General features: G+C 60.0%; 13 protein-coding genes. 4 read left to right on the top strand and 9 right to left on the bottom strand.

The genetic code is table 11. The annotated features are described in order from the left end of the window. On the top strand, window positions 1-320 hold a 320-nt coding region (locus HMPREF2806_RS13245; protein ID WP_232745460.1), incomplete at its 5' end, for an integrase core domain-containing protein. A 16-nt stretch (window positions 321-336) separates the two neighbouring features. Here the strand turns inward: HMPREF2806_RS13245 and HMPREF2806_RS11830 are convergent. From HMPREF2806_RS11830 to HMPREF2806_RS11845, 4 genes are all read right to left on the bottom strand, one after another. Beyond that, window positions 337-915, bottom strand: a complete 579-nt coding sequence (locus HMPREF2806_RS11830; protein WP_232745461.1) for a transposase — start codon at window positions 913-915, stop codon at window positions 337-339. A 387-nt stretch (window positions 916-1302) separates the two neighbouring features. Continuing rightward, window positions 1303-1797 carry a DUF4411 family protein gene (locus HMPREF2806_RS11835; RefSeq protein ID WP_049155947.1) on the bottom strand — a complete coding sequence of 165 codons (495 nt, stop codon included), beginning with the start codon at window positions 1795-1797 and terminating at the stop codon, window positions 1303-1305. Continuing rightward, the gene (locus HMPREF2806_RS13940; RefSeq protein ID WP_158013225.1) at window positions 1794-2462 is read right to left on the bottom strand and encodes an ImmA/IrrE family metallo-endopeptidase; all 669 of its coding nucleotides are present in this window, start codon (window positions 2460-2462) and stop codon (window positions 1794-1796) included. Before HMPREF2806_RS13940 ends, HMPREF2806_RS11835 begins: the two co-directional genes overlap by 4 nt. A 723-nt stretch (window positions 2463-3185) precedes the next feature. Continuing rightward, the gene (locus tag HMPREF2806_RS11845; protein WP_046647690.1) at window positions 3186-3740 is read right to left on the bottom strand and encodes a CAP domain-containing protein; all 555 of its coding nucleotides are present in this window, start codon (window positions 3738-3740) and stop codon (window positions 3186-3188) included. A 508-nt stretch (window positions 3741-4248) separates the two neighbouring features. Between HMPREF2806_RS11845 and mmuM the strand changes: the two genes are divergently transcribed. From mmuM to HMPREF2806_RS11860, 3 genes are all read left to right on the top strand, one after another. Next, window positions 4249-5187, top strand: coding sequence for a homocysteine S-methyltransferase (gene mmuM / locus HMPREF2806_RS11850; RefSeq protein WP_232745463.1), 939 nt, complete (start codon window positions 4249-4251; stop codon window positions 5185-5187). 48 nt (window positions 5188-5235) lie between these two features. Continuing rightward, window positions 5236-5622, top strand: coding sequence for a hypothetical protein (locus tag HMPREF2806_RS11855; RefSeq protein WP_070517806.1), 387 nt, complete (start codon window positions 5236-5238; stop codon window positions 5620-5622). A gap of 68 nt (window positions 5623-5690) precedes the next feature. After that, entirely contained in the window at window positions 5691-6182 is a 492-nt protein-coding gene (locus tag HMPREF2806_RS11860; protein WP_070517807.1) for a gluconokinase, read from the top strand. Here the strand turns inward: HMPREF2806_RS11860 and HMPREF2806_RS11865 are convergent. The 5 genes from HMPREF2806_RS11865 to HMPREF2806_RS11885 all read right to left on the bottom strand — a co-directional run bounded on the left by HMPREF2806_RS11865 (window position 6179) and on the right by HMPREF2806_RS11885 (window position 12591). After that, window positions 6179-7573, bottom strand: coding sequence for a GntP family permease (locus HMPREF2806_RS11865; RefSeq protein WP_046647750.1), 1395 nt, complete (start codon window positions 7571-7573; stop codon window positions 6179-6181). The genes HMPREF2806_RS11860 and HMPREF2806_RS11865 overlap by 4 nt on opposite strands. 50 nt (window positions 7574-7623) lie before the next feature. After that, window positions 7624-8799 carry an alpha/beta hydrolase gene (locus tag HMPREF2806_RS11870; protein ID WP_070517808.1) on the bottom strand — a complete coding sequence of 392 codons (1176 nt, stop codon included), beginning with the start codon at window positions 8797-8799 and terminating at the stop codon, window positions 7624-7626. Between the two features lie 208 nt (window positions 8800-9007). Further along, a complete protein-coding gene (locus HMPREF2806_RS11875) occupies window positions 9008-10390 on the bottom strand; it encodes a hypothetical protein (RefSeq protein WP_070510822.1) in 1383 nt (460 codons plus the stop codon). Between the two features lie 411 nt (window positions 10391-10801). Continuing rightward, complete coding sequence (locus HMPREF2806_RS11880) at window positions 10802-11410, bottom strand: cation efflux transmembrane domain-containing protein (RefSeq protein ID WP_070510824.1); 609 nt, start codon at window positions 11408-11410, stop codon at window positions 10802-10804. A gap of 44 nt (window positions 11411-11454) precedes the next feature. Then, a complete protein-coding gene (locus HMPREF2806_RS11885; RefSeq protein ID WP_070517809.1) occupies window positions 11455-12591 on the bottom strand; it encodes a PucR family transcriptional regulator in 1137 nt (378 codons plus the stop codon). Window positions 12592-12681: the final 90 nt, after the last annotated feature.

The following is a 12681-nucleotide window of genomic DNA, read 5'->3' on the forward strand; positions in this document are numbered from 1 at the left end:
TCACGACACTGCTACCAAATAGCCGGTCGCAACACACCTCACAGGCTTTTAGGGACCACTGCGCCCGGCTTGGCGTACGCCAATCCATGGGAGCAGTGGGTACAAGTGCCGATAATGCCCTGGCAGAATCATTTAACGCCACCTTAAAGCGTGAAGTCCTGCGTGATCGGAAAGTCTTTGACAATCCCATCGTCTGCCGCCAAGAAGTCTTTCGATGGTGCATGCGCTACAACACGCGCAGACGACACTCCTGGTGCAATCTTCTAGCCCCCGATGACTACGAAGCACTCACATCAGCTACACTGACCCAAGCAGCATAGCTAACCCCCGACGTGTCTACTTTCCGGGGGCCAGGCCCAGCTTCTCATTCGCAGCAGCAGTAACGTACATCAGCCCTGAGTACGGGCTGACCGCGACAAACAATGACGCCTTGAACGCGGTATCACCACTGGCCTGATCTACTACAGGCACTTTGTCACCGGCCCAGTCAACGTAAAGCTCTTGGCCTGGCTCATGGGTGACAACTTCGACGAGATCATTGGCACGCAGAAATTCATTGAGCCCACTGCAAAACTGGGAGTACTGGTACTTTGTCTTGTCCGTCGGACACGGCTGCGACACATAGTCCATCCACAGCTTATGCCTGGTCACGTGCTTCGTACTTTTCAGCTTGCGTGCGAGGGCTTGAAAATCAGGCTGGTCGTAGGACATCGTCCGTTTACTCCGGCCGTCGCTGAATCGATCATCGAACCATCCCGGTGGAAGTTGACGGAAACGCTCTGGAGTTAGTGCCTCATCGTTGATGACTTTCTTTGCGCGGGATACTTCTCGTCGTGAACATCCCAATGCGTGTGTGATCTGCGCGTAGCTAGCACCATCAAGGCACATCGCGATGATCTGTTTGAAGTTGGCCACAAGGACCAGCTCCTTCCAAGTAGATGTTGACGCGACACCACCGGATTGTGGGGTCGCCAGCATCAACTATGAAAGAAAACCCCTTGCAGTACCGGGTACGTGGAACACCGGTACCAACTACGCGGACTCGCGGTACCAACTACCCCAAATCGACAGGAGCCGCGGTAGAGGGTTTAAGAGCCAAATAGAAATAGGCTTATCCGTGGACTTGTGTTGCCCGCGAAGAAGCCAGTGGATTGATTTGATGCTTTCGACCTTTCAAGACCCGAATGCTCCGTGGAGGAGGACGAAGGCGGAAGACTAATTGGAGATTAGTGCGCTTGTTTCGATCTGCGTAGATGTGGAAATGCCGGAATCATGTAAATCCACCGAGAACGATAGTGTCCCTTAATATGTGATTCCCCGCGAGCGGAGGAAGTCTAAGTAGGTGGAGCACTGAACTCCTAATGCAGCAGCGGCGTCGGGGAGCTTGACTCTGTTGATTCTGCGCGGTTGGGATTTCTCATCGGTGATGATTGACATGTTCCGTGCATGAGCTGAGGCGACTAGCCATGAGTCGGCAGCATCATCGAGAAACTCTCGTACCGCCGCTTCATCAAAGCGAGGCACACGATCGAAGGCTACCCATGTGGAAAGGCGACGGTATGACTCAATTTCGTCGTTGTCCACGTGCAGAATTTGGTCTTGAGGTACGAAGCTCCGGAACCACGCTGAGACGGAGTCCTTTCTGCGCTCTAGTTCCTCTTGAACAGAATAATGGAAGAAAAACGTTTTGGCGGTCACGAAGTTCTCCAGAGAGGTCCAATAGCTTGGGAACACGTCACGAGGATAGAGCCGAACCGCATTGATGATGATGTTGGAATCGAGCAGATACCGAGTCATGGTAGTCCCTGATACTGGTCAACCAAAGCTTCAATAGCGCTGATCTTCTTGACACCGAGCTGACGGGATGCCTCGCGCTCGTCAATTCTTCCTTCGACGAGTGCTCCGGTCACGGCCTCTAGGAAAAGCCCACCCAAACGGGAACGCAGTCCAACTGTGAAGTCGCCACCTCGATTGCGCTGTGCCGTCGGAGGGGAGGAAGGGGCCTCTTGGAGGAAGCGCTGACCAGCTTCTCGGGGGAGTACACCGTTATCTACGAGGAGCCATACAGTGACGTCGCGGCTTACGCCGAAAGTTTTGAATGACCATTGGCAAACTGACTCTAGATCTCTAGTTTCGGACCAACGGTTGAGGATGTCCTTGGTGGAAACAAGTAGCGCAGTAGCGAACTGATTGCACCAGCGTTCAACGGCGCGCTGGTTAAGCGGGCCACCGGAAATCCCTTGCTCGCCGATGAGAATGTGTCCGAACTCGTGGGCCAAGCTGAATAGCTTTCCCACTCCAGAATCAGCACTGTTTATGAAGATAAGACCGAAAGAATGCCGAATCAACGTAAAACCTCGGAATTCATCAGGGTCAAGCTTGTTTTGAGTGTTATTGCCCACGACGGAGCTACGCATGACCAGAATTCCTGTGTGCTCAATGGCATCGGCGAGGGTTGCCACGCGGTCTCGGCTACGTTCTCGCTTACCTGGAACCCAGTCCAATAAGGCGCATGCCCAGTCAGTAGCTTTTCCCACGGACGTATCCGTAGAGAACCGGCCGATAAAACTAGGCCCTGCAATACCGCTAGCTAGTGCATCTTCGGCATACCACTCTAAGCGCCGTTCACAGGCATAAATCGTCTGCTCGAGCGCAGGGCTGTAGTCGGATAACGGGGTGCTTCCCGGAGTCCTGAAATCAGGAAGGTGAGGGGTTCGTTGTACGGGCTCTTCGAGGAGCAGGTATCCAAAAGGTATTCCAGCCAGCTTGGCCAGCTTCTGAGCTTGTCGGAACGTTGGCGTGCTTTCGCCGCCTAACCAAGAGCGCAAACAATGGAAGTCAGACTTCTTCTCCAATTCGTCGACAGGCAGCCGGGTCCTCTTAACCGCCCATTCGAGGACAGGAGGGGACATCGGGACACGTACGGTCATAGCCTTTCCTATCGTTGCGCTCCATGTTGGTTATCGAATGCTAAAGGCAATTTTAGAGGACCAGATACGAGTAGGTACAGCATAGTTTTGATCTGCTCAACGATGAGTGGTTCCTAAAGGTTTGGTCGCTCCTTTGATTGGTTCTGGGGCTATGCGGACATGCAAAGAATGCCCTTGGGACTCACAACGGTAGATGCGCTCGTGAGAAGGAGTAGCAACCTCACAGACGCATCTTAATGGCAGAAAGCGCGACGCTTAGCGTCCAAAGTTCTGGACGGCATATAGCTTGCCGTCTGCGCCGATGGCCATGCCAATGCCCACGGACTTGGCGCGCGGGTCAAGCAGGTTCTTGCGGTGGCCGGGGGAGTCCATCCATAGCTGTACGATGCGGGCGTCAGAGTAGTCGCTCCATGCCTGGAGGACGTTCTCGCCACCCGCTGGCAAGCCGGCAGGGTAGTGCGTCCAGTAGTTCGGGCGGTGACGGGTGTTACCGTCGCGGCTCAAAGTGTTGGCCCAGTCCTGCGCCAGGTTGGTCAGGTTCGGGTCAACGCGCAGCGGTGCGAGGCCATTAGCCACGCGCTGGGCATTGGTTTGATTAATGATCCCCTGGACGCTGGCGGAGGTCTGCGGTGCCGGGGTAACCGGACCTGCCGCTGCGGGGACGGTGAAGCCGAACGCGGCTGGGTTGAACGTGCCGAAGGAACTTACAGCCTGAGCAGGGGCGTTAACGGAGCCAGCGAAGAGTGCTGCGGCGGCAGCAACGGGGGCAATAATCTTTGTGGCGGTGTGTCCAAACTGGAGGCGGAACATGGCGGGCACCTCTTTCTGCTTCAGGGTTAAGTGGCGGCTTTCTTGCCGCGTACCGAGCGGTACTTTCACTTAAAATTAAAGCTCTCTTTGGTGCAGAAAAGCCAGCTGACCAGCAGTTTTAAGTTTTAGACTTATGTTTGAAGTTATTTATGGCCCGTCCCTTAAGCTTCTTTAGATTTCCCCTACTTTTGGCCCGGCTTTGCAAAGCTTGGGCCTTTAGTTTCGCGCAGTGGGGGTGATGTTCGGGGGTGGTCGTTCAGAATTGCATTCCTATATCCAGGGATTTTAGGGGAAAGGGGGCTAAATATAGCTGAAACCTTGGCTATTTCTTGGCAAAAGCATGGGTAGCTTCTGTGAATGCATAGCTTGTGCTAATGGGCGCTGTTGTGGCGCGGTGCGTGGAACTGGTGATGACGAGCGTGAATAGATCCCGGGGAGAAGGATCGGACCGCCTAAAGATTAAGAAAACTAATACTTCTATTGGGGTAGCTTATCGTGATGGTGCGGGGTGACTGCGGAAGCCATTGCTAAGCTCATGCGCATGGTCCTTCATGCCGCACCGCTGCTTCTCGATGGCGGCCTGGGAACCTACCTCGAAGCCCAAGGACACGATATCTCCGGCCCGTTGTGGTCGGCGCGAGTGCTGCGTGAGAACCCAGCGCTCATCGAATCTGCCCACGCTGACTTCTTCGCCGCTGGTGCCCAAGTGGCCACCACGGCGTCCTACCAAGTCACCTTCGACGTCCTTGGCGAGGAGGCGGAAACACTTCTGCGCCGCAGCGTTGCGGTGGCACGTGATGCGGCGAGCGGGGCCGTCGACAAGCACGGCGCCCTAGAGGAATACTTGGTTGCCGCGTCCATCGGCCCTTATGGCGCAGGCCCAGGTGAGGGCACCGACTACGACGGAGCCTACGGCCTTAGCCGCGAAGAACTGTACCGCTGGCATGCCCGCAGGGTAGCGGTGCTCGCGGATACGGACGCTGACTTTTTGCTTGCTGAGACCATCCCCAACGTCGATGAGGCTGCGGTACTGCTGGAGCTCCTGTCGGCTCAGCCCAAGCCCTTTGCGCTGAGCATTACCGGGGCCATTGCCGCTGACCCGGTCAAGCTCATGCGTGTTATCGACCTGGTCAACCAGGCACCACGGCTGGGTGCCGTGGGCGTGAACTGCGTGAGCGCGCCCCACGCGCTTGGTGTGGTGAAGACGCTGCGCGCAGCCACCGATAAGCCGTTGCTGGCTTGCCCCAACAGCGGCGAACTCTGGGACTACGGCGCCCATGAGTGGCGGCCAGCCCCCGCTGGCGCGGCGAGCCTGGCTGATGCGGCAACGGATCTCGTGGCTGCCGGCGCTAGCCTGCTGGGCGGGTGCTGCCGCGTGGGGCCCACTGAGATACGCCAGCTGCGCACTTCCATCCTTCGCGCAACAAGCGACTCATCTGGGCACTAACGAAGGAATACCAGGACAACCCCACGGCACGGGGGATACAGTATTGCTATGAAAAAATCTTCTTTCCTCGCAGCATGCGCTGCGCTCCTCGTTGCATCACTGTCCGTCCCCGCCGCCAACGCCGAACTGACCCAAACTGAGCGGGACCAATTCCGTACCGACCCCGTTGGCGCGATTGCCTGGCAGGCCATCAAGGGCTCTTCGGAATATGTTCGCGCCGATGGTAACACCATGATGGCCGCGTCCTTCTTCTCCATGACGATGCCGGGGCAGAGCATCGGCCTGCCTGCACTGGAGAACTGTGCTGAGCGCGTCGGTTCCTCCGCGCCGGAGGGCGGCGTTCGCTACGTAGCGGCCGCCCTGTGCGCCACCTTCGATCCGAATGCCCGCGGCGAGGTGCAGCGCGGGGACTTTGGCTACGGGCCGCTGCGCTAAGCCGCACTGTGTTGAACCGCGCTACGTTACGTAGCGCGTAGGATCGGGTGCTGTCTTAAGGAGGATTGATGCGCAAGCACGTGGTGATCATGGGAGTCTCGAGCTGCGGTAAGTCCACGGTGGGGGAGTTGCTGGCGCAGCGCACCGGCCTGCCTTTTCGGGATGGGGACGATATGCATCCGAAGGCGAACATCGAGAAGATGTCCTCGGGGCAGGCGCTTGACGACGCCGACCGCAAGCCCTGGCTCGAGTTCATCGGCCGCTTTCTCGCGGACCAGGACGCCGGGGCCATCGTGGGCTGCTCCGCGCTCAAGCGCTCCTACCGCGACATCATCCGTGCCGCGGCACCGGATACGGTCTTCGTGCACCTGCACGGCTCCTACGAGCTGCTCAAGGAGCGCATGAGCCAGCGCTCTGGGCACTTCATGCCGGTCTCCCTGCTGGATTCACAGTTCGAGACGCTCGAGGAACTGCAGCCGGGGGAAGCAGGCATCGTGCTGGATGTCAGCGCTGCCCCGGAGGACCTTGCCGCCGCGGCGGCCGAGTACCTGCAGGTCTAGAGCAGCGCGGCGGCGCCGTAGAAGATAAGGACGACGCCGAAGCCGATCGCGGAAATCAGCGCCTGGTTGACGGTCCATGTCCGCAGGGTGGTGGCTACGTCCATGCCCATGAGTCGGCCGACCAACCAGAAGCCGGAGTCATTGACGTGGCTGCCAAAGACGGAGCCCGCCGCGGTGGCGAGCGTGATGAGGACCAGCTGGATTTCCGTGAAGCCGCCTGCCTCCACGGCGGGCACCATGAGCGCTGCGGCCGTGGTGAGGGCAACGGTGGCTGAGCCCTGTGCCAGGCGCAGTGCTACCGCGATGAGGTAGCAGGCCAGGATGACGGGGATGCCGAGTCCGGACATGGAATCCGCCAGCGCGTCACCGATGCCGCTGGTGCGCAGCACCCCACCGAACATGCCGCCGGCGCCGGTGATGAGGATGACGGAACAAATCGGACCGAGCGAAGACTCCACGGTCTTTTCGATGGCGCTCTTGCTTTCCCCACGGCGCAGGCCCAGCACGGCCATCGCCGCAAGAGTGGTGATCAGCAGGGCGATCGGGGTCTGGCCTAAGAAAATGAAGAAGCGCACCCATGAAGCAGCGGGGTCGACGAGGCCAGCGGTGCCCAGCGTGGTCAGCCCGGTATTGCCAAAGATAAGTACCATGGGGATGAACAGGATGCTGAGAACTGCGAACGGGGAGGCCGGGCGCGCCGGCAGTTCCGCTTCGCTCACCAGCGCGCCGGTGACCGCTTCCTCGAGGCGGTAGGGGTACTTCTTTCCTAGGTGGAGCCCGAAGCGGTAGCCGGAGAGATACCACGTGGGCAGCGCGACGAGGAGACCGAAGATAAGGATGAGACCGATGTTCGCGCCGAAGAACTCACCAGCTGCGACAGGTCCCGGGTGCGGTGGGACGAAGACGTGCATGACGGAAAAGGCGCCGGCGGCGGGGATACCGTAGGCCAACACTGGGCCATCGAGGCGCCGGGCGACGGCGAAGATGACCGGCAGCATCACCATGAGGCCCGCGTCGAAGAAGATGGGAAAACCCATGATGAGGGAGGCCACGCCCAGAGCCAGGGGCGCTTTGTCCTCGCCGAAGAGTTTCACGAGGGCGTCGGCAAGCGTCTTGGCACCGCCGGAGGTCTCCGCCAACCGCCCGATCATGGCGCCCAGGCCCACCAGCAAGGCCACGGAACCCAACGTCGATCCGAAGCCGCTCGTCATGGTGGGCACCACGCCATCCAACGGGATGCCGGCGGCCAACGCAGTCAGCGCGGAGACCGTGACGAGGGTGACGAAGGCGTGCACCTTGAAGTAGATGACAAGGACCAAGATGACCGCAATTGCAGCCGCGGCGATGCCGAGAAGGGGTCCTGTCGTAAGTGTGGGTTCCCACGTATCCATGACATTCATGGATGCTGATTTTACTAATGCAACGTGCGGTGATCTAGGGACTACACCCCGAGGGCCGGGCCCACCGTGGCCCAACTGATGGCCAGCTCACGTCGGAACAGCCCCCACGTGTGGCGCCCTTCCGGAAGCTCGTAGTAATCGAGATCCACGCCAGCTGCGGTGGCTTGCTTGGCGTAGTAGGAACTGCACCAATAATCCAAGCGCTCATTGAGGCCTAGTGCCGGCAGCGGTGAGTCCTCAATGTCGACATCAAAGTCCGCCGGGCCACCGCGTGAGACGATGACAAACGTCTTCCTGCCGTGCTGCTTATCGAGGTTGAGAACCGGCGAATGCCGAGCCCACGCCGGATCCCACGGCGCACCAAAGGAGCGCGCCGGGTCAGTGCCGTAGAACGCCGCGCTGACCCACGCGAAGCCTTGCGCGACAACACCCGTGGTCGAGGGGCAACCGGAGATGGAACCGGCCACCTTGAACCGCGGATCATAGGTGGCAAGTTCGAGCGCTGGGCCGCCAGAGTTGCTCACGCCCGCGATGCCGTCGGTACCGTTGCCGTGAAACTCGGCGTCGATAAGCTGCGGGAGCTCCTTGGTCAGGTAGGTGGCCCACTTGTACTTTCCGTGCGTGTCGTGCGGCTGGGCCCAATCGGACATCATTGAGCCATAAGCACCGCGCGGCGAGACAACATTGACCTGCTTGTCCTGGAAGAACTCGGAGGCTCCTCCGCCGTCCCACCACAGTGCGTCCTCGCCTCCTCCGGCACCACCGAGCAAGTAATAGGTCGGGCGGGGCTGAGTATTCTCCAATCCACCCGGCGGGAGAATAATGTCGTTGGTGATGACGCGGTCCATGGATGGTGAGTAGGCCTTGAACTGCCACACGTTGTCCTGGATGTGCTGCAGCTCGCGCAGCTGTGCCGGCGCGGCGGTGGCTGGCGGGCGCGTGGCTTCTGGCGCCACGACGGGAATCTTTAACAGCTGGAGCAGCGGTCCCCATACGGCAAAGATGTTCTCCGCGAAGAGCACCGGCGCCAACGGACCCAGCGCGATGGGATCGAGAGCAGAGGAGTGCTGATCAATGTCTGAGACCTCGCTGCTCAGCCAGTCTGCTGAGTGTGCGGAATCAACTGAAGACTGCGCGTGTGCGAGATGAGTGTGGGGAGGAGAAAGAATCAGCCCCACCGAAAGAAGGCCCGCGAGTGCGGTGCGAGAGGAAAGCATTATCTCAGAATATCCAACGAGCATTGCATCGACTGCATTAGTGCATTAGTACATAACAGCGCTAGTGGGGCTGGGCGCGGAAAACTCCAAACCGGAGAAACGTAAACCCCCGACCGCATGGGGGCGGTCGGGGGTTTATGCACTCTCTCGCAGCCAGACTAAGCGCCGGCGGGCTGCACACTCGTTATGTAGAGGAGGGGGCTGTTATTTAGAACAGGCCCTCAGCCTTCTTGCCGGTGTCCTTCACGGTGATCTCGCGGGAATCAACGTTCTGGTCGTTGTGGGTGGACTTGTCACCGTCGAGGCGGGAAATCTGGGTGACCTCGATGTAGTTCTTCAGGCGGCCTTCCTTGGTGTTGCCGTCGCCGAAGTCCAGGTTGGCAACGCGAGCGCTCTCGCCAGCGTTAATCGGGTTAGCCAGGGTGACCTCGAAGGAGCGGGTGGAGGTCTTCTCATCGAAGCCCAGGTCGCGGATGTGCGCACCGTTGGAGGAACGCGGGGTGATGAGGCGGTCAACGCCCTTCGGGCCCTCGGCGGTCTTAACGTCGACGCGGTACTGAACTGCCGGGTAGTCGCCGTAGTAGCGCTCGGTGCCGACGTTCTCCAAGCGGAGAGCAACGGTGCCTGCGAAACCTGCGTGCTTAGCGCCAGAGGTGGTCAGAACCGGCTTCAGGTCCAGCTTCTGCTTAGCCTCATCGGTCTTGCCGTTCTCGACGTCCTCCTGGACCTTCTTGTCGGCTTCCTCTTCCTTCTTGCCTTCGGCCTCGGAGACAACCTTCTCCTCCGGAGCAACCTCGTTGTCCTTGATGACCTCAGCGTCAGCCTCCGGGGACTTCTCCTCCTCAACAACCTTCGGGTCGTTGACGTCGGTGGTGTTCTGAGCGTCCTTGTTCGGAGCGTAGGAATCCGCGATGTCGTCGTACAGCTTGACGCGAACCTCGTTCTTCATCGGCTGCATTGCGGACCAGAAGGTCGGGGTGGACCAGGTGCCGTTCGGCTTGCAGTACTGCTGGGTACCGGTCATGTTCAGAACGCGGAAGCCGTAGGTGGCCTCACCGGTGTGGTTCGGCGGAACATCGTACGGGCCGATGGACTGGCCGGCTTCCCAAGACAGGGAGTAGGAAGCGGAGGCGCCGAGCTTGGTGGCGATCTGGTGGGAGATGCCGAAGGAACCCTCGGAGTTCTTGCCGGAGCCCTTGCCGCCCGCGTTCATGGAGGTGGTCTCGGTGCGGTCACCGTTGACGGACAGGGTGATGGACTGGGACTTGGACAGGTCCTGCTGCAGCGGGATGTCCTTCTTGGTCTGGTTGGTGGTGGAGATGGTGCCTGCCGGCATGAAGTTATCGGTCACCTTGTAGACCACGGTGCGGTGGTCCTCCCACGGGTTGCACACCGGGCGCGGGTTGAGCACGTTGGCCTTCATGTGGTCGGAGCCGTGGCTGGTGTGGACGATGGGGAGCTTGGCGTTAACGGCCGGGGTCTCCGGGTAGGACTCGGTGTGGGTTGCTGCGGATGCAGCCGGTGCGATGAGGGCGGTGCCTGCAATCGCGAGGCCGGCGATGAGGCCGGCGGTACGACGACGCTTGGTCATGGTTGTTCTCCTGGATGAAAAAGTTTGGGGCAATGTGGTGACGCACTGTGGTGGCGCTGCGTATGCGCTGTAGCGCTCAGTGCGTGACGTGAAGCAACGATAAGGTGACTTTCAGGATCGCGCACCCTAAGGATTGTTTATATTTTTGGATAGCGAAGTATATTTCGATAGGGTGACGCGAAGGTGAACAATTGGCTAAGAAATTTGCGCCGACCTTGGTTTTGTCCAACTAGACCGTATTCTGGGAAAACGTCTCTTTGACCGTTCGGTCACAAACTAAAGAATGACCCCATATGGGGTAGGAAAAAGTTGCGCGCAGCGCTTTTTGCCAGGCCATTTTTAGCCCCAGGGGTGCGCGCGGGATTGCGCGCAGGCCCGCGGGTTACTTAAAAAATTCTTAAGGATGGCGCGTTAATCTTCTTCAATTTCCGGATCTTCGGCGCGCGCTTGCTCGAACACCTCAGCCGCTGCGCGCAGGTTAATGGTGCCGATGATGAGGCCTACCACGATGTCCGGCCACGGGCTTGCCCACACCAGCATGAGTAGGCCGGCGCCGAGAATGAGGATATTGGCGGCGACATCATTGCGTGCCGCCAGCCATGCGCCGCGCGTGAGCGCGCTGCCGTGGCGTAGCTGCACGAGCAACACCGCGCAGAGCAGGTTGATGAGCATCGCTGCCACGGCCGTGCCTGACAACGTAAGTGGCTCAGGTACGGCGCCGGTGATGATCTTCCATATTGCCATGCCATAGGACGCCAACGCCGGAATCAGGATCAGCCCGGCTAGTCCATAGCTTGCTTTGCGACGCCCCTCCGCCGACCAGCGCAGCGCGAGCAGGACGAGCGCATTGATGAGAAAATCCTCGAGGAAGTCGGCGGCGTCAGCAAACAGTGCCGCCGAGCCGATGAAGGCGGCGATGATGAACTCGCCGAAGAATCCGAGGAGGTTCAGTGCGGCAACCCAGGCGACGATGCGCCGGGCGCGCGCGTTCAGGGTAGAGGAGGAGAGTTCTTGAGACACGGCACCTGAGCCTAGTGGGCGGCAGTGTCGAGGCCCAACTTCTTTTACTTTGAAACTATTCCTCCTGTGCGGTGCAGTGCGAGGAGCACTCGGGCCGCGTCCTTCGGGCGAGTGATATCAAGACCGGTGAGCTCCGTGACTTGTCGAAGGCGGTTGAGCACCGTATTGCGGTGGCAGTTCAGCGCTTCAGCGGAGTCCTTGATGGAGCCGCAGTCCAGGTAGGTGGTGATGGTTCGGTACAGCGGCGCGTTCTTAAGGCGCATCTCGGCGATGGTCTGCGTCAGCTCCGTCATGCCGCTGGCGGTGAAGTCTGCGAGGACATCGCCCGCGACGGCCCAGAGCGCATCGGCCGCTTCGGTGAGTTGGCTCAGCGGGCCGGTGGCATCGAAGATGCGCGGTGCCTGGTGCGCTGCCGCGCGTACTCCAGCCAGGCCGGCGACGTCACGGAAGAGCACGCCAGAGATCTGTTCAAAGTCCGCGGTAGTGAAGCTGGCGGGATGGCCGCTCGGCCAGAAGGCCACGAACATCCCGCGCACAGGGTGGCCGAAGGCCTCGCCGGAGGAGATGGGGTCGTCGAGAAGCGCGCGCAACTCTACCGCCGCGGTGGGGTGGGACACCACGACGTCGAAGTGGGTGTCAGCATCGATGTTGAGTGCGCGGGCGATCTCCGCGATGCCGAGCGTGCCCAGGGACTCGGCAGCGAAGAGCCGTTCCAGGTGTCGGGCGTGAGCGCGGTGCACGTTGTGCTGCCCGCGCGCCTCCTCCAAGCGGTAAGCATCGCGGACCACGAGGTTGTACATCGTCACAACCGAATGCACCTGTGCCACATGGTCGATGAGGATCTCTTGGTCCGCGCCGGCGGCACGGCGGAGGTGTTCCCAGAGGACCGTGAAGTCGAGCTGGATGGCGTCGATCAGTGTGGCTAGTTCCACCCCCTGGTGCGCGCGCCGGCGGCCCAGGCTTTGCGCATGGGCGCGAAGCTCCTCCTCATCCATCGCGCCGACCAGCACGTCAGTGATGCGCGCGAAGACCTCGAAGGCGGTCAGGCGCAGCTCATCCTCGCTCACTAGGGAGTCACCGTAGCGGCCGGAACGAGAAAAGGCGGCGAGGAAATCCTCAACCAAGCGGGGGATGGTGCCATGGACCTTCGCGACGATGTCGCGCCAGCGTTTTTCGTGCATATGCACAACGTTACACGCTCAGCGGTGGTGGATTGCCCTGCAGGTAGCGAGGTGGCTCACCGATCTGGCTAGCATGTGGTGACAAACACA

This window comes from Corynebacterium sp. HMSC076G08, assembly GCF_001811515.1.
Lineage (GTDB): Bacteria > Actinomycetota > Actinomycetes > Mycobacteriales > Mycobacteriaceae > Corynebacterium > Corynebacterium hiratae.